General features: G+C 40.8%; 12 protein-coding genes. 1 reads left to right on the top strand and 11 read right to left on the bottom strand.

What is annotated here, in order from left to right:
* The first annotated feature begins 8 nt into the window (after nt 1-8).
* Nucleotides 9-740, top strand: coding sequence for a TetR/AcrR family transcriptional regulator (locus DZ860_RS00560; RefSeq protein ID WP_120028968.1), 732 nt, complete (start codon nt 9-11; stop codon nt 738-740).
* Nucleotides 741-1,133: 393 nt separating this feature from the next.
* Here DZ860_RS00560 and DZ860_RS00555 read toward each other — a convergent pair whose 3' ends face one another.
* The 11 genes from DZ860_RS00555 to DZ860_RS00505 form a co-directional block, all read right to left on the bottom strand.
* Complete coding sequence (locus DZ860_RS00555; protein ID WP_120028967.1) at nt 1,134-3,758, bottom strand: ATP-binding protein; 2,625 nt, start codon at nt 3,756-3,758, stop codon at nt 1,134-1,136.
* 10 nt (nt 3,759-3,768) lie between these two features.
* Nucleotides 3,769-4,512, bottom strand: coding sequence for a phosphate/phosphite/phosphonate ABC transporter substrate-binding protein (locus DZ860_RS00550; RefSeq protein WP_243641798.1), 744 nt, complete (start codon nt 4,510-4,512; stop codon nt 3,769-3,771).
* Between the two features lie 415 nt (nt 4,513-4,927).
* Nucleotides 4,928-5,596 carry a TorD/DmsD family molecular chaperone gene (locus tag DZ860_RS00545; RefSeq protein ID WP_120028965.1) on the bottom strand — a complete coding sequence of 223 codons (669 nt, stop codon included), beginning with the start codon at nt 5,594-5,596 and terminating at the stop codon, nt 4,928-4,930.
* Nucleotides 5,597-5,644: 48 nt separating this feature from the next.
* Nucleotides 5,645-8,068: a DMSO/selenate family reductase complex A subunit gene (locus DZ860_RS00540; RefSeq protein WP_207890571.1), complete on the bottom strand. Its 2,424-nt coding sequence runs from the start codon at nt 8,066-8,068 to the stop codon at nt 5,645-5,647.
* Between the two features lie 31 nt (nt 8,069-8,099).
* Nucleotides 8,100-8,942: a dimethyl sulfoxide reductase anchor subunit family protein gene (locus DZ860_RS00535; RefSeq protein WP_120028964.1), complete on the bottom strand. Its 843-nt coding sequence runs from the start codon at nt 8,940-8,942 to the stop codon at nt 8,100-8,102.
* A 2-nt stretch (nt 8,943-8,944) separates the two neighbouring features.
* Nucleotides 8,945-9,574 (bottom strand): DMSO/selenate family reductase complex B subunit, encoded by a 630-nt coding sequence (locus DZ860_RS00530; protein ID WP_207890570.1) that lies wholly within the window; start codon nt 9,572-9,574, stop codon nt 8,945-8,947.
* 91 nt (nt 9,575-9,665) lie between these two features.
* Nucleotides 9,666-10,316, bottom strand: a complete 651-nt coding sequence (locus tag DZ860_RS00525) for a response regulator transcription factor (protein WP_120028962.1) — start codon at nt 10,314-10,316, stop codon at nt 9,666-9,668.
* A gap of 10 nt (nt 10,317-10,326) precedes the next feature.
* Nucleotides 10,327-12,069, bottom strand: coding sequence for a sensor histidine kinase (locus DZ860_RS00520; protein WP_120029513.1), 1,743 nt, complete (start codon nt 12,067-12,069; stop codon nt 10,327-10,329).
* A 461-nt stretch (nt 12,070-12,530) separates the two neighbouring features.
* Entirely contained in the window at nt 12,531-13,733 is a 1,203-nt protein-coding gene (gene mtnK / locus DZ860_RS00515) for an S-methyl-5-thioribose kinase (RefSeq protein WP_120028961.1), read from the bottom strand.
* Nucleotides 13,734-13,739: 6 nt separating this feature from the next.
* On the bottom strand, nt 13,740-14,792 hold the full coding sequence (locus DZ860_RS00510) for an S-methyl-5-thioribose-1-phosphate isomerase (protein WP_120028960.1): 1,053 nt from the start codon (nt 14,790-14,792) through the stop codon (nt 13,740-13,742).
* A gap of 14 nt (nt 14,793-14,806) precedes the next feature.
* On the bottom strand, nt 14,807-16,114 hold the full coding sequence (locus DZ860_RS00505) for a Na+/H+ antiporter NhaC family protein (RefSeq protein ID WP_120028959.1): 1,308 nt from the start codon (nt 16,112-16,114) through the stop codon (nt 14,807-14,809).
* Nucleotides 16,115-16,927: the final 813 nt, after the last annotated feature.

The raw sequence follows: 16,927 nt of genomic DNA, 5'->3' as shown, positions 1-16,927 counted from the left end.
CCAAAACTATGCTAGAGAAAAAGCAAGGCCGACGAAGTGCCGAAGCCGCAGTACAAACTAAGTGTCTGATCCTTAAAGTGGCCGCTAATATGTTCTGTGAACTTGGTTACGAGCGAGTCTCGCTACGCAACATCAGCGAAAAAGCGGGTGTATCGCATAGTTTGATTCGCCATCACTTCGGCAGCAAAGAGAAAATTTGGCAGGCAGTCACCGATAGTCTCGATGAGTTTATGAAGAGTTATATGGCCGAACTCATCGACGAAATGCCGAAAGATATGCCATCTGATCAAAAAATATACTTGTTTATGGTACGCATGCTCGCATTCGCTCTTCTTAACCCGCAACCCGTGCAAATGATAGCGGATGCAATTCGACAAGATGATGAAGCTCTATTGCAATATTTCTTGAGATCGAAAGACGAATTTGAAGCGATATTTGCCGGTCTGTTCAGCGACTACAATGTGGCATTTCCAGGTTCACAGGTAGAAGCTTGGGAATCAAAATGGCAGATGTTAGTCTTCGCCCATGGTGCTCTGAGTTTAGCTCCGATGATGCAAGAAACCTGGCCAGAAGACGCAAATAACAGTGGTAAGCTATTGATTAATCATTGGGGACTTTTCAATACCATCATGGCGAATCAGTTCAATATAAGTAAAGCTGATAGGTTAAAACCAAACACGCTGGAAGACATTGTTATTGATATGTGCTGTCCGCTTAACGAATTAAGTGCTAAAGGTTAGAAAATACGAACGCTCACTTTCTTATGCTTTTGTTTTTATACAAAAGTCGATGAGAGAGAGACCAATAACAAGGCTCTAGGAATTGTTTCCAGAGCCTTGTGTATCAATATTTAATCATAGAACGCCAGCATGTTTATCTATTTAGATCACTTAAAAACGCATGCACATCGGTTCCCAGTTCTTCTCGATTAATGATTAAACTCGAAGCCAATTCAATCAATCTAGGTTCAACCGTCAAACGCTAATTGTTATCCGCAATCGTTTCAAGCTCTTTAACTTTAGTGTCACCAATGACTCGACGAATGATTTCAAGGCCGACATAACCTTTCGCGTCAGCGACGATGTGAACTTCAAAGACCTTGTGATTCCCAAATGACTAAATCATGCTTGAAATCATGTTGGCTTATCCAGTGATTTCAACTCACAAGTCCATTTAGATATCATCTCAAGGAGCTCTACTTTCTTAACTGGCTTAGTAAGATAGTCATCCATACCAAACTCCACACTTTTCTCTTGTTCTTCTTGTAACGCATGAGCTGAGAACGCAACAACAGGGCACCAAGGGTAGTCTCGGCTTTTCTGTAATGCCCGAATATCTTGGGTTAAGCTAAAGCCATCTTTATTAGGCATCGAAATATCCGTTATCACCAGATCCGGCTTAACTCGCTTATATAAATCGATAGCAATCTCACCATCCTCAGCCAATATCAAATTCACTCTGGTATCAGAAAGCATTTTAGAAATTAATATACGATTAACACTACTATCTTCAGCCACAAGTAGATTGATGCCAGAAAAGTCCGACCTTGTATTTAGGTGATTAATCTCATCAAATTCGTGATAAACCTGAAACAAACCCAATAATGTTTTCTGAGTCATTGGTTGAGGGATATATCTTACTTTATCAAATTGCTCATGATTTTTTTCTCTACGTTGCGTTGGCTCTAAATACAACAACGGTATCGTATGTTCGCAACCATCATTCCATTGAATCACCAGGTCCCTCGTACTTCGATCGCACTCTCCAATTATGATGCGATCATACGCAGGATGACCAACTGCTAATGCACTATTTATTTGCTCAGAAAAGACATGCGTCACCTGTAAGTTAATTTGCTGAGCCATGTTCTCAATTTGCTCGACTCTGGGCGCATAGTTATCAATGTACAAAATGTGCCGACTATCAAGAGTCATTTGATTTGCTTTTATCAATGCCTGCTGTTTTAAATTCAAGCAAAAGCGAAAACAGGAACCAACATTAAGTGTCGAATCGACCGTAAGTTCTCCCCCATACATTTGAATTAATCGCTTAGAGATAGCAAGGCCCAGACCTGTACCCTCATATTGGCGGGTAACAGAGTTATCGACTTGTTCAAATTTTTCCATGATGTAAGGAAGACGATCAGCAGGAATACCGATACCCGTATCCAAAACGTCAAACTGATATATGCTATCCATAGATTTTAGCTCTGTCACTCTCACCATGACATGACCATGTTCGGTAAATTTAAGGGCATTTCCTATCAAATTAAGCAAAATTTGGTTAATTCGACCTTTATCTCCTATCACAGCACTATTTGTTGAAAGTGGCATATCCACCAGCAGTATGATGTTATTTTTCGTCGCTTGATAGGCACACAAACTGGTGCAGTTTTCGATCAGCTCACGCAGGTCAAATGCTTCTTCAACTAAATTCAGTTTCCCAGCCTCCACCTTGCTATAGTCAAGAATGTCATTAATGACCGTAACTAAGTTATCGGCGGATTGATGAAGGAGAGTCAATAATTCTTTTTGCTCACTTCTAACTTCATTCTCCAAAAGCAATTCACTGATGCCCATAATTGCATTCATTGGTGTTCGAATCTCATGGCTCATATTTGCCAAAAACTCAGACTTAGCTCTTGATGCCTTATTGGACTGTTCAACCGCTGCCGATAGCTGCTCTTCAATTTTTCTTCTGCCAGTAATATCACGTTCAACCGCGATAAATCTCAACAGCTCGCCACTTTCATCACACACAGGCGAAAGATCGAGTTCAACCCAATACTTTTTGCCAGTGCGCGTATAATTTAATATCTCTACCCGTACTGGTTGCTTATTGCGAATACTTTCAGAAAGCTGGGCAATTGTTTTTCGATCCGATTCCTGCCCCTGCAGCAATTCAGCTGGCGTTTTATCCCGTGCTTGTTCTAAAGTGTATTCTGTTAATTGTTCAAAGGCGGGGTTAACCCAAGCAATTTTTCCATCTGGATTAGTAATAATAATGGTATCTCTCGCATGCTCAGCAACCTCAGCAAGCAATCTCACTTTCTCAGACAACAAGTTTTGCGTGCGATACTCTAATTCTAACTTTTCTTGTGCTTGAGCAAGGGAAGTAGACATCAAATTAAAGGCATCCCCAACTCGGTTCACCTCATCATTACCCGATATTTCTATTTGCGCTCCTGGACCTTGCTGGGTGACTTTGACTACTCCCTTTCGCAACATATCCAATCGCTTCATCAAATAGGTGCCCAGTGCGAAAGAAAAAAGTGCCACAAGTGTCATTTCTATAATCGCGATGATAATGCTGGCTCTCTTCGCGTAATTGAAAATTTGATGTATGTCATCCACTCTCACTCCCATCTCTACAGCACCGAAAGAGTGGTCTTCAAGCATGATTGGGCTTGCTACATCATATATTCCGTCAACAACATCAAATGGACGTTTAGAAGTGTCAACTCCCGAATACTCACCTTGCTGTGTTAATTCTGTACCATTGCGATCTGAAATTCGTATATAGGCGAGATTATGTTCACTGACGACCGATTGGGCAAAACTATCTAGATAGGCGAGATCTGTGGCGATCACCGCATCGCGTGATGCTTTCGCAAACACACTGACTAATTGCTTACTACCGATTTCGAGGCTCTTCTCATTCGAGCTTTTTAACCAACTAAGGCCGCTAACAATTAAGATACCTAAGGCAAGTGCTTCAATAAAAGCGATACCAATAATCGTTTTTGAACGAAGGGTCATATATTACCACTTACAGTGAAATGCCAAGCTGAACAATATCATTCCAATCGCTGTCTTTTGCCATTTGTAACCCTTTGATTTTTAGCATATCAAAGCTTTGCTTCGCCTGAGGATCTTGATTCAGCTTAACAACGGCATCACGCAGCGCATCTTTTGTTTGGGTATCCACCTGATTGAATACAGCAAAAGCATGAGGTGTATATGCTTCTGTTCGATAGATAATTTTTAAATCTTTCTTAGTCTCATCATTAAAACTATTAAAAGTTCGACCAACCCCGCCTCCTGCAGGGTACAATCCCCTCGCAACACTTAAATAGACAGAATCATGCGAACCCACATATTTAGCGTCAAAATCTACGCCATTTTGGCTTAATTCAGATTGATTAATTATCGTGGCACCAAAGGCTCTCGGTGCTGGAAAGGCGATAATTTGATTTTGCAAATCTTTTAAATCTCCATCCCAATCTTTCCGCGCAACTAAAATACCCGTAATTCGCTTATCTTTGGCACGAGCTAGCGCCGTATAACCAGGGGTGTGATTAACTAAGGTGAAATGATAAGGATTCATATATGCCATATCATACTCTCCTGCGGCTAGGCGTTTTTCGAACGTCGGAATATCACGCGCAGTAGCAAATTTGATATCGACTCCAGCCAGTCTTCCCCAGCTATCCAATAAGGGTTGCCATTGTTTGGCAAGCTTAGCTGCTGACTGCTGTGGTACAACGCCGAATGTCAACTCCTGTTTCGCCATGACATTAAATGTAAAAAATAACGAAAATAGACAGGTTAGTAACTGAGCATGTCTAAAACTAGCCTCAAATACACGTGATATTTTTTTTTTCATCATTCCTGCCTTTTCAACTGAAATTTCAATAATTGATTGTGAATCCCTACTTATTGATAGTAGTAAACTAATTGAATTAACGTAGTTTTTTCCAGGAATTTTTTTCAAAAACTAGATAATCCTCGTTCAGAACGTTCATCGCTTGAATATCATTGCTCTACTTTGTTTGAGATTAGATATGTTAACCAGCATAAACATATACCCCCAAGCAACCTCGTGATTGCTTGGGGGTATATGTAAAATCAATAGTGATATGCCACTAGTCTTACTGTGGCTAACAAATTGTTATGCGAATAGAACGACAAAATAATATATTAAAAAATTAATAGTACAGCTCTCTCTCTTCTATCGTTGCTTGAACTTCGCTCATTAGCTGATCAATTACAACCGCGGTAACATCACTGACCAGTCGATATAATGACGTCTCAGCATGCTGTTCCAACAGCTGACAGAAACGCGTTATCCAAGGAGATAAGTGTTCACTTAAAGCGATACGCAATGCTCGTAGAGCCGAATCAACATCGCCGTTGGATACTTTAGCCTGATGATATCGTTCATACAGCGTCGCTACCGCCGACAATATTAATCCAATATTATCTTGTGGTTGATTCTCTTCTAATACAAATCGTAAATTCTGATGTTTTAAAAAGTCCATCCATTCATAGGTCGATGACTGGAGTAATAAGTTTTCTTCATTCAAATAGACTGATCCCCAAGGAGGGGACAATGGCATGCCTATTCCAATAAAAAGAGCCAAATGATCCGCTTTCAACTGGTCGATCGCATCTTCTTGGTCGAGATCGCTTTGAAGTGTCTTTTGAACCTCTTGTGTTAGCTTTTGCCAAAGAGACAATAGTTCACTCTCTTGAAGTAACGAGATAATCTCGTTATTCGGCTCAAAACAATATAATTGGTATAGCGTTTTGAGCGTCAAATCTAGCTCAGAATATCGAATCAACATTAACGGTTTATGCGCATCATTTTTTTCCATTATTTCATTCCTCAACACTAAGCAACGTCCCTGTCAGCTTTATTTCGATTATACTGCGCGTACTTCTACAAGGTTTGTGCCTTGTGGATTCGCTTTCGCCAATGCTGTTGGTTTAAGGCGTGTAATCGTATTAATACATCCACCGACATCAACACCTGACTCATCAGGCTGATACCAAGCACCCTCCCCAAGAGCAACAACCCCTGGCATGATTCTAGGTGTAATTCTCAGCGGTACTTGAATGGTGCCTCGGTCATTGAAAATATGAATCAGCTGTCCTTGGGTTAGTTGACGTTCATTCGCATCCACAGGATTCATCATTAACGCGTCTTCAACCACTTCACGCAACCAAGGTACATTGGCAAATGTTGAGTGGGGGCGTCCTTTTGATTTAAATCCAATCAACTGTAGAGGAAATTGCTTCTTCGTTTCAATGTCGGTATAGCTTTCCCACGTTGGCGTATAGTTGGGAAGTGCGGTAATCGAATCTCCCTCAGGTAATAACCAAGTTTGCGCAATATTGGCAAGTTTATGACTATAAATCTGAATCTTACCTGATTCTGTCGGCAATGGATTAGCCAAAGGATCCAAGCGGAATTCTTTCATCGTATAGCGATCAGCTTCTGGATCGAACGGTAAGCGCACTGTTTTCTTTTCCGACAACTCTTCATACGTTGGGAAGTGCGGATGTTTTATGCAGCTTTGCTCATAAAGATACTGCTGCCAATCATCCCAAGTTCGCCCCTCTCGAAACGCTTCCCGAAGTCCAAATTTACCCGCTAGGTCCGCAAATACGTCATACGGGTGGCGACATTCATACATTGGATCTAATACATGTTCTGTTTTAGTGACATGTGTAGAAAAAGCAATAACACGGGAGTTTTCTAACCATGTGATATCGGGCAATAAAATATCGGCAAATTTTGCGCTCGCTGTCATGTGGTTATCCATGACAAAAATGAACTCCATCAACTTTTCATTTGCCAGCATTTTAGCGGTTGCATTACAATCAGAATGTTGATTTAACAACCAGTTTCCTTGATACATAAATACACATTTTACATTGGTATCTAGCTTATCGGCTTTCGCAATGCCGTCCGATAACGCTGTCATCTCTTGTCCGCGTACAACCGCTTCAGACCACTTAAAGCATGGAACTTGAGCTTTTACCGGGTTCTTTCCAGTTGGCATATTCATAATATCGGTAGTGTGAAATAGGAAATCTGAACCACCATTATTAGTACCTGGAAGACCTAGTTGCCCAAGAAGAATAGGCAACATAAAGATAGCGCGTGAAGTTTGTTCACCTGCTGCATGTCGTTGAGGTCCCCAGCCTTGTGCAATAAATGGGGCTTTCGCATGACCAAGTTCACGAGCCAATTGGTAAATTTTCTCGGTTGGAATGCCACAAGTCGAAGCTGCATACTCCGGTGTTTTAGCAATACCATCTGCTCCAAAACCTAAAATATAAGCTTTATAACCTAATGAAGCGTCAAGTGCAGGCAAGCCCTTTTCTGGCATCGCTGGTTCAGCATCGTATCCATAGCAGTATTGCGCTAAGAATGCCTCATCCACGAAGTTTTCTTTGATCAATACCCATGATAACGCCTCGATAAGCAGTGCATCTGTTCCTGGACGAATTGCTATCCATTCATCTTCTCGACCACATGCCGTATCTGTATATTGTGGATCAATAATTATTGTCCGAGCGGCACTCTTCGCTTTGCTCACCTGATAATGATAAGTGTCACTACCGCCACTCATACGAGTATTGGCTGGATTATTCCCGAAATACACAATTAAATCTGACCGTGACATTTCGGTAGGGGCGCTACCCATAGTGAACGATTTATTGCCGTACGTGTATGTTGAAGCAGTATCAATCTGATGGCTACTGTAGTTCCCTGCTGGCGACAAGAATCCCCCAATGAGATTAAGAAATCTTGGAACGTAATGGTATGGGCCATGTGGTTGACCGTAGCCGATTCGACTAAAAATAGCTTGGTTGCCATAATCTTTAATGATACGACTCAACTGACTATGAACTTCTGTTAATGCCTCATCCCAGCTAATACGCTTAAATTTACCCTCGCCTCGTTTTCCAATACGTTTCATTGGGTATTTAAGACGATCAGGAGAAAACGTGCGTTTATGTAAGGAACGCCCACGTAAACAAGCCCTAACTTGGTGTTGTCCAAATTGGTCATCACCTTGGTCATCCGTTTCAATACGCTTAATTTGGCCATCTTCTGTGACTATTTTTAAGAGGCAGCTTGAATGGCAGTGAGCCCAACAGTTATGCCATTTAGTAACTTCACCATGGTGAGCATCGATGACAGCGGCTGCAATTGCATTTAATGGCTGAGTGGATAAAAATGCGCCTGCACCTAAATAAGCACCGAGCTTCAAAAAACTACGACGTGATAGATCGCTATTCACAGCGTCAGAAACGTTTGTTTTATCTTTAATCATAAGAACAATTCTCAATCTCTAATTAATGCGATTACAAGTGATTCAACACACTCAGCTCATAAAAGACGATCCGGCCACATAACTCAGCACTGATTACCATTAACGTGGCAACAAAAACTGATGGCACATTCAATGATGTCTTGGATGAAACAAAAGCAAGCGCTATACACATTCCAAATGCACACACGATTAAAATAACTCGGATAATTTGCATTGCTATCATCCATCTAGGGAGTTCGATGTGTTGAATTGAGAGTAAATCGGCAAGATGAAATGAATATGCAGCACTGAGTAACAACGACATCACAACAGTGAATATCCAGACTGGCACCATTTTTTTGAGAGAATGTCGTTGAACACCGGTCACAATAAACAGTAGTGCGATCATTAAAGAACCACTAATAAAGCCACTCGCTATAAAGTTTACCCACGTCCATCCTGTCGCCCAAAGTGGTACCGTGTTCAAGTAGTACACATTAGCAATGGCAATCAATTGGAGAAATGCCAAGACTAACGCAGCAACATGACACACTTTACTGACCGTGTTTGTAATCCCTCTCCATGTAAAAAACAGCGTTCCTGTCAGGAAAAAACCAAAACACGAAACTGTAACGATTTCGACAGACATAGCAGACAGGTGCGCTAATCCAAACAGAACATTAGGCGCTCGTAACGGTAAGCCCAGATGCGTTAAAGCCGCTGCACCTGATAAGCCAAGTAAACAAAGTAGTAGAAAAATAATGCTTACCCGCTGTTGACGCTCAACGACTAGTGCATATTTTGAAGGTAATCTTTGGAGTAACTCCAAAATAACAAAACTAGCTGCAACTGCTTGTGCAAATACGGTAAAAATAACTAATGGAAGCTCATGCATAATTACCACTCCGCCTTGTTCACTACGTTGCCTTTATGATCCGGCGTTGATTTAGCGTGACGATTATGACAAACAACTAAAGAGGGGTTCGTCAATCGCGAGTCTGGAAGAGGGGCGATATCAGCATTCTCGCCATATTTTTCGCGAAGTTCATTGATTGGACCAAAATCAAGCGCACGTAACGGACAGGACGAAACGCATATCGGTTTTTTATTTTGTTCCAGCAAATCAAAGCAACCATCACATTTAGTCATGTGCTTTTTTTCTGCATTATATTGTGGTGCTCCATATGGGCAGGCCATTTCACAGTAACGACAACCAACACAGAGAGACTCGTCAACGACAACCAATCCATCTTGTTCACGCTTATGCATTGCTCCTGTCGGACAAGCCTTAGTACAAGCGGGGCTACTGCAATGGTTGCAACTGATTGAAACGTAATACGCAAATACATTTTGCTTCCACGTATCATTACTTTGTTTTTCCCAGTCTCCTCCTGTGTATTCATACACTCGGCGAAAATTCACGCCGACTGGCAAATCATTTTTGTCTTTACAAGAAACTTGGCAGGTCTTACAACCAGTGCACTTACTCGTATCGACAAAAAAACCATATTGTTGCTTCATGATCATGTCCAAAATTAGATTTAAATTTGAAGCATGATCGATAAATCAACGTCGCATTTCTATTAGGGATTCCCACATAAAAAACATGGCTACTAATTTACTTACGTTTAATCCGAACAGGTGGTGGTGGTATTTCATCAAGCATTGGCTCAATGTATGCGTAGATTTTAACCATGTCAGCTAGAGTGAGTACTTCTAAATGGCGTAACAAATTGGCTTTGTGGACTTCAACTGTTCGCGAAGATATATGCAGTTCATTCGCTATTTGGATATTGTTTTTTCCAGCTGAAAATAGAGCCAACATATCACGTTCACGTTGCGTCAAATTTTGATAGCGTAAAATACAAGCTTGTTTTTTAAACAACTGTTCACTGTGACTCATTGCTTGCGTTATGGCCGTCAATAAGGCCTCACGGTCAATTGGCTTTTGTAAAAAATCCACCGCTCCCAGCTTTAAAGCATTAACTGCCATCGGAACATCACCATGCCCGGTTAGAAAAACAATGCCTAGTGAGCTAGATATTTGATTCAACTTGCTTTGTAATTCTTGCCCACTAATTCCAGGCATTCGACTATCAAGAATTAAACAGCCACAAACCATTTCCTGCTGTTGGAAATAGTGCCAGAATGCATCCGCTGAATTAAAACTAAGTGGCTGATACCCCTCGCCCTCCAACATAAATTCTAAAGCATCACGTACTGCGTCATCGTCATCAACAATGAACAGTAAATGGGGTAAATGTGTCATATTCGTATACCTATTTTACGATGGGAAAAATAACAATGGCTTGGCACCCACCAGTGTCGAAATTTTTCAATTCAAACTCGCCGGAATGTGTTTCTACAACCTCTTTACATATTGAGAGACCAAGCCCTATTCCCTCTGATTTTGTTGTAACAAACGGGGTCAATAACTCTTCAAAAGGTAGAGCAAGTCCTTTTCCTTGATCTCGAATTGAAATGTGAACTTTTTCGTCCGCTAAATAAACGAAAATAGCCACGTGTTCGCCACCGTGATCTGAAGTCGCATCAATAGCGTTGGTCAGTAGATTAATCAATAATTGCTCCATACCGGAACGATCACCAACAAAGAACACTGATTTTTCTCTAGGTTGCCAAACCAAAGCCACTTTATGCTGGTTGGCATAAACATCAACGAGGCTAATAGCATCACTAATAATCTGATTTACTTCCAACTTATCTATTTGTAGCGGTCTCTTTTGTAACAGCGAACGGAAACGATAAACGACTTTATCGATACGAGTCACCTGCCGACTAATTTTGCCCAATAATAAAGGAATATCTGTATCAGTTCGTCCCTGTTGGCGACGTGAAAGCTCTCCCTCAGCGTATAAACGAATCGCTGCTAATGGCTGATTTAATTCATGCGCTAAACTTGAACCTAATTTATCAACCAGTGCTCTTCGCTGTGCATGTTGTAGGTTTTGCTGAGACTGTGTTAGTTGTTGAGCATTCCGCCAGTAACGAATCGTTAAAAACACATATTGAATCGGCAAAATAGCCAATAGTAGTACCACAAAAATAGCAGCAACATAATTGACAACAATCCATTGCCAAAGCTGTAAATACCAAATTTTTTGTAAAGGGTGCACCCCTAAATCTGTAAATAAATTATCCAACTCAACGGCACTTTCTGGTACAGACCAACCTAATGATTGCGCATGCTTAGCGACGGTTGAGTCACTCGGTATTGATAACAGCGCCATGACAAGTTTTTTTGCTAATTCTCGATCAGCTATACTCGTCATTGCAAAGCTCCAGTTAGGATACATTCGAGTAGAGACACCACAATGGGCATTGAGATCATTTTTGTTTCCAATGATCTTTATCTGGTTAGGAGTCAGATCCCCTTTCTCTACCATCGATTCGGCAAGACACACTGGCAAAATGACACCTTGAACATCCCCATTAAGCAAGGAGTTCACGACTTTTTCATGAGGAAAACCAAGTTCAACTAGGTTCGAAAAATATTCTGAAGCGTCATAGCTTAAAGTGACCTCTCGCGAAAAAGCCATAAAACCACCAAAGGCTTGCTGACTAACGGTACCAATTCGAAGTCCTGATAGATCGTCTATCGAATCTATATCACTATCTTGATTGACCCAAACCGCAGAGCCTGTTGAATAAGTACTACCACCATTCATAGGGCTTATTAATGTCAACAACCAAGACAATGAGTGTTTGCGACCAATTCGAATGCTCTCAGACGGATTAACAATAATAAAAGGAAGTTGTTGCTGCGCTATCTCTTCTTGTAGTTGACCTAAAAGTAATGGTTTCAAAACAAAAGAATATTCCGGAATCTTTTCATTGAGCCAATCAATCGTTGGTTTCCAACGCTGGCGAGCTTCAACAACGCCGCGATCAGCGAACACACCGATGGTGACAGTTTTACTTGATTCCGGCTGTTGGTTATTAAAAGGAGGGTGTGCTGTCGAAGAAAAAGATAAGAAATAACAGATGAGCAATAGAATACGCATAAACGAAACATACATTAATAATCAATTGGAAACGGAGGAATTCTATCGTGTTCGTACGCATTACCATTTGATGAAACTCAATGTCGAGATGACTCTATGCAAAACGTTCATCAAGAATACTTTATATTAATCGGATTTGTTGGGAGTTGATGGGTAAGCATCACCACGTCCCCTGCTCACCCACTTGACAACCGAAATATTGTATACATTTTAATACGCTACCTACTTTACTAATACCTTTGTATTACTCTACGGCAAAATCTGACGATGATAGATAATTATCATCTTGAGGAATAAGACCACCGTGATTCACTGGTAGAACATGCAAGATTGAATTGTAACCAAAACAAAAAATACCGTGTCACATTACATAATAAAAGGGCTCTGAAAATAAATTCCAGAGCCTAGAGTCTCAATATTTAATAATTGGTCGTTAACACATTCAATAAGACTACAACGTATTAGCTATTTAAAGCACTGAGAAACGCATGCAAATCCGTGCCCGGCTCTTCGCGATTGATGATTAAACGTGAAGCCAATTCAATCAGTTTGCGCTCAACGGTTAAGCGCTGGTTGTGATCGACGATAGTTTCAAGCTCTTTGACTTTAGTATCGCCAATGACACGACGGATAATCTCGAGCCCAGCGTACCCTTTCGCGTCCGCAACGATTTGACGAGTATACCAATCGACAAACATCTCATTTTTTGCCACTTCTTCTTGCACAGAATCAAAGTAGGATTTTTTAAACTCTCTTTCAAATCCATACAGAATGGCGGGCACCGTCGATGCTACCCAGTTGATAAAGTTATCTTTAGTTTCAGACTCTTCATCCGTTACTTGGCAAACCATCGCTGGCACAATGAGGTGCGCGATTACGTTACCGATGTCATACCCGATAGGTCCATAAAATGCGAATTCAGGATCGAGAATCTTAATTCCGTTGTGGTTAATAAAGATCGAGCCAGAGTGCAAATCACCATGAATTAACGCTTGCGCATTATTCATGAAGTTATAACGCAGTTTCATCGCCTCAGAAACGAGCTGCAAATTAGAATAGACGCGTTCCTGAACGTATTCTTCATTGCCCTCTGTGACAATGTTTCTGCCTTTATAATTATTAAAAGGTTCAGTGAAAACCAAGTCTTCTGAAATATCACACAATTCGACATTGGTGAACTTAACCACGTTGGCTTTCTTCTCAGCACGATTCAATATCAAATCTGTCGTACCAAGCGCGGTCTTAGAGAAATAGTTAATGATCTGCTTATGGAATGAGGGAAACACTTGACGATCCATCATTTCGTATCGAAAGTTCTTATACTCCGACACGTCTTCCATAAAGGTCACAGACATTGCTGGATCATAAAGATAAACTTCAGGGATCATCTCTGGGGCCAATTTGTGCTGTATTTGAAGCATTGTGGCTTCAATTTCGCTGCGCTTAACATCTAAAGGCCTGCCGCTAGATCGTAGCACCACGTCCGCTTGCTTTAGTATTAACGAGCTGTTTTTTTCTCTATCAAAAATCTTATATACGTAATTAATATTCCCATCACTTAGCTCAGAAATTTCCAAACCTTCTGTTTTTCCGAAGAAATGCAGTTTTTCTTCAACATATGCAGGGATATCTTTAATATCGAGTTTGAAATGCGTAGAGTACATAATGAATCAGCTCCAGAATTTATTATTCTTTTGTGCGTAACTATTCAAATCATAAGGGCTAAAAATACCCAGATCAGTCACTACACCATTGACGAGTTTCGGATGAGTAATATCAAAAGAAGGATAAATGGATTGCACCCCCTCTTCGGTGATGCGTTGGCCCATTAAGGTCATGACTTCTTGCGGATCTCGTTGCTCGATAACCACCTGATCGATGGTAGCTAAGTCAACATCTGGGATCCCTGTTACGTAATACGGAATACCATAATACTGAGCGAGTATCGCGATCTGCTGAGTGCCTACTTTATTCACCACATGGCCATCAAGCGTGATGCTGTCGGCAGCGGAAGTAAATAAATTGATGCCTAAGTGCTCCATCGCATAAGCAATCATATTGTCAGCTAGCACAGTGACTTTAATGCCTTGGTTTTGCGCAACAGTGGCCGTAAATCGTGCTCCTTGGAAAAAGGGTCGCGTTTCTGCACAGAAAAACTCGATATTTTTACCTTGGCGCTTTGCTTCACGGATCATCGTGCCAATAATGGTTTCACCAAAGCACTGAGTTAAGATCTTACCGTTGTTAGGAATAAGCTTAACCAAATGCTGAGCCACTTGACCAATCGCACTGTAACGCTTGTTCAAAGAGTGAATGGCATGTTCAAAAATAGCTTGCGAAACTTGTTCATTATTCTGCATCGCGCTCTTAGCGACATCCAAGCACCCATTCACCACCGTTGTCATACGATTTACGGTGGTGGGTCGAGCATGAGACAGCGCGTACGCTGCCTCTTCTAGGAACGTCACTTGATTGTCGACCGGAAGTGTCTCACATTGCTTTGCGGCTAAGGCCATCCCCATCGCTGCTGCCGTATATGGCCCAGCACTTTGAGTCACCATATCAGCGATTGCTTGTGCCACTTCTTGGTAGTGAGTACAACGCACAAACTCTTTTTTATAAGGGTAAACACGGCGGTCTAATATACGCACCACCCCATCTTCGTACCATGCAACATTCTCATATTGCATCATAAAAGCCAGTTCGTAATCTTCACGTTCCATAACATTACCCCTAGCTACGCTTGCTTTTCAGTGAAAGAAACGGATTTCTTAGAGAAATAGACAATCGAAACCATCGCCATCACAAACATCATCATCGGGTAAAATGCATATGGCATCACTGAAATCGGTGATATTTTCGCTAAACCTGCAACCATTAAGAGCTGGCCAGCATATGGCATCAAACCGTTCATCGAACAACCACAAACATCAAGCAAAGAGGCCGTTTGCACTTTATCGATTCCATATTTCTCTGAAATATCTTTAGCGATAGTACCTGCGGTTAAAATACCAATGGTGTTATTGGTTGTTGCCAGCGTAATCAAACTCACTAGTGCCGCGATACCCATCTGACCACCGAATGTACCGCTAGAGCGCTCTGTGATTTTATCGAGTAGGTAATCAATCCCACCATAATGCTTCATCAAACCAACAAGACCTGAAACAACGATGGCAATGATGCCAAGGTTTTGCATCCAGCCCATGCCGCGCTGTACCGATTCAAGCGCCGATAAGTAATCTAAGCTGCCGTTCATAAAACCAATCACGATACCTGCCATCACACCAAGAGCGAGAACGCTCATCACGTGGATACCAGCCAGTGCTGCGACAATGATTAAAACGTAAGGGATAATGTTGATAAGTGAGTAGTCACCCACTGCGGTTTCAGCACCGTTGCCGAATGGCAAAATCGCCAGCAACACGATGGTTCCGATGATAGCTGGAAGAACCGTAATGATGTTGTATTTAAACTTCTCTTTTAAAGTAACACCTTGAGTACGGCATGCTGCAATCGTTGTATCAGATACAAATGAACAGTTATCACCGAACATCGCACCACCGACAACCGTTGCCATAATCAATGCTGGGTTACCACCGACTTGCTCAGCAACCCCAACACCAATCGGCGCGAGAGCGGTAATTGCCCCCATCGAAGTGCCCATCGCAAATGACAGCACACAACCGATAATGAAAATGCCGACTAACACCATATTAGATGGGATAACCGATAAGCCTAAGTTAACAATAGAACTTACCGCCCCCATTTGGTCTGTCACTGAATAAAAAGCACCGGCCAACAAGAAGATAAGTACCATCATAATGATGTCACTATCACCTGCGGCTTTAGTAAAGATGGTCATTTTTTCTTCAAACGTGGTTTTTTGGCCTTTAGGTTGAATTACCAAGGCCACCACCACTGCCAAGGTAAATGCGACGAGTAAAGGCATACTCGAAAAATTATCAGCATAAATGCCAGTTAATACATAAATTACTATAAAAAATATGAGCGGTAATAAACCGACAAAATTACTTTGCTTAGTCATCTTAAATTCCTTGTTTCATAGTCACTAAATTTTTTATGTAGACGCAACTAACCTAACCCGCTTATTCAAGCAGAGATAATAAAAACAAATAGAAAATATTCTTCAGCATTAAATCGATAATGCCTAAATGAATTATTTAAAATTATAACAACTATTACAGCAGTATTTATGCAACAGGCGAGCACGTAAGGTATTTCAACACTAAATGTTCATAAAGTATAAAGTTCAAAGAGCATAAAGTTCAAAAAATAACTAAGACCGTCATATTATTTGAACCTTGAATAGCCCTTAAACCTACCTAGACATCGCCATTCACTCCTCTCAATCACTTTTATAACACCTAGTGTTACAAAACATAACAATCCATGCCGTGACAGACTTCTAATTCCAAAATATAATTATTTTTAGTTTATTTTTTGCGCTTTTGATCACTAGAAAAAGTCAAGAAAACCTCAACTTCGTGTTAAGAACCCTGTACTTTCATATAACGAAATAAGAGAGTGATTGATGTGAACAATAAGAACAAACTAAACCTGAATTATTATTATAAAATGGCAACAAAAAATACATTACACCGCATTGTTATCTGATTTTATAAAAATACAGATTAAAACCACTTATAACCAATGCTATAAAAAACTCACGACTATAAAACTCATCACCGTAAATAACAGCGATATATAAACTCTATAAATCACTGATATACAATTATTTTCAATAGATACAATAAAAAATGCTAAGAAGATTATTATGATGTGGGGTATACTTAATTATTGCAACAACAATGAAATGTATAATATACATCTCATTAAA

Origin of the sequence: Vibrio sinensis (genome assembly GCF_003605645.1) — a bacterium.
In the GTDB taxonomy this organism is placed as follows: Bacteria; Pseudomonadota; Gammaproteobacteria; order Enterobacterales; family Vibrionaceae; genus Vibrio; species Vibrio sinensis.
The sequence above is the reverse complement of the archived record's forward strand: the minus strand, read 5'-3'. Positions and strand labels throughout refer to the sequence as shown.

Excerpts from the sequence above, each read along its gene's own strand:
- DZ860_RS00560 (WP_120028968.1), top strand. The coding sequence starts at position 9 with ATGCTAGAGAAAAAGCAAGGCCGACGAAGTGCCGAAGCCGCAGTACAA.
- DZ860_RS00555 (WP_120028967.1), bottom strand. The coding sequence starts at position 3,758 with ATGACCCTTCGTTCAAAAACGATTATTGGTATCGCTTTTATTGAAGCA.
- DZ860_RS00550 (WP_243641798.1), bottom strand. The coding sequence starts at position 4,512 with ATGGCGAAACAGGAGTTGACATTCGGCGTTGTACCACAGCAGTCAGCA.
- DZ860_RS00545 (WP_120028965.1), bottom strand. The coding sequence starts at position 5,596 with ATGGAAAAAAATGATGCGCATAAACCGTTAATGTTGATTCGATATTCT.
- DZ860_RS00540 (WP_207890571.1), bottom strand. The coding sequence starts at position 8,068 with ATGATTAAAGATAAAACAAACGTTTCTGACGCTGTGAATAGCGATCTA.
- DZ860_RS00535 (WP_120028964.1), bottom strand. The coding sequence starts at position 8,942 with ATGCATGAGCTTCCATTAGTTATTTTTACCGTATTTGCACAAGCAGTT.
- DZ860_RS00530 (WP_207890570.1), bottom strand. The coding sequence starts at position 9,574 with ATGATCATGAAGCAACAATATGGTTTTTTTGTCGATACGAGTAAGTGC.
- DZ860_RS00525 (WP_120028962.1), bottom strand. The coding sequence starts at position 10,316 with ATGACACATTTACCCCATTTACTGTTCATTGTTGATGACGATGACGCA.
- DZ860_RS00520 (WP_120029513.1), bottom strand. The coding sequence starts at position 12,069 with ATGCGTATTCTATTGCTCATCTGTTATTTCTTATCTTTTTCTTCGACA.
- mtnK (WP_120028961.1), bottom strand. The coding sequence starts at position 13,733 with ATGTACTCTACGCATTTCAAACTCGATATTAAAGATATCCCTGCATAT.
- DZ860_RS00510 (WP_120028960.1), bottom strand. The coding sequence starts at position 14,792 with ATGGAACGTGAAGATTACGAACTGGCTTTTATGATGCAATATGAGAAT.
- DZ860_RS00505 (WP_120028959.1), bottom strand. The coding sequence starts at position 16,114 with ATGACTAAGCAAAGTAATTTTGTCGGTTTATTACCGCTCATATTTTTT.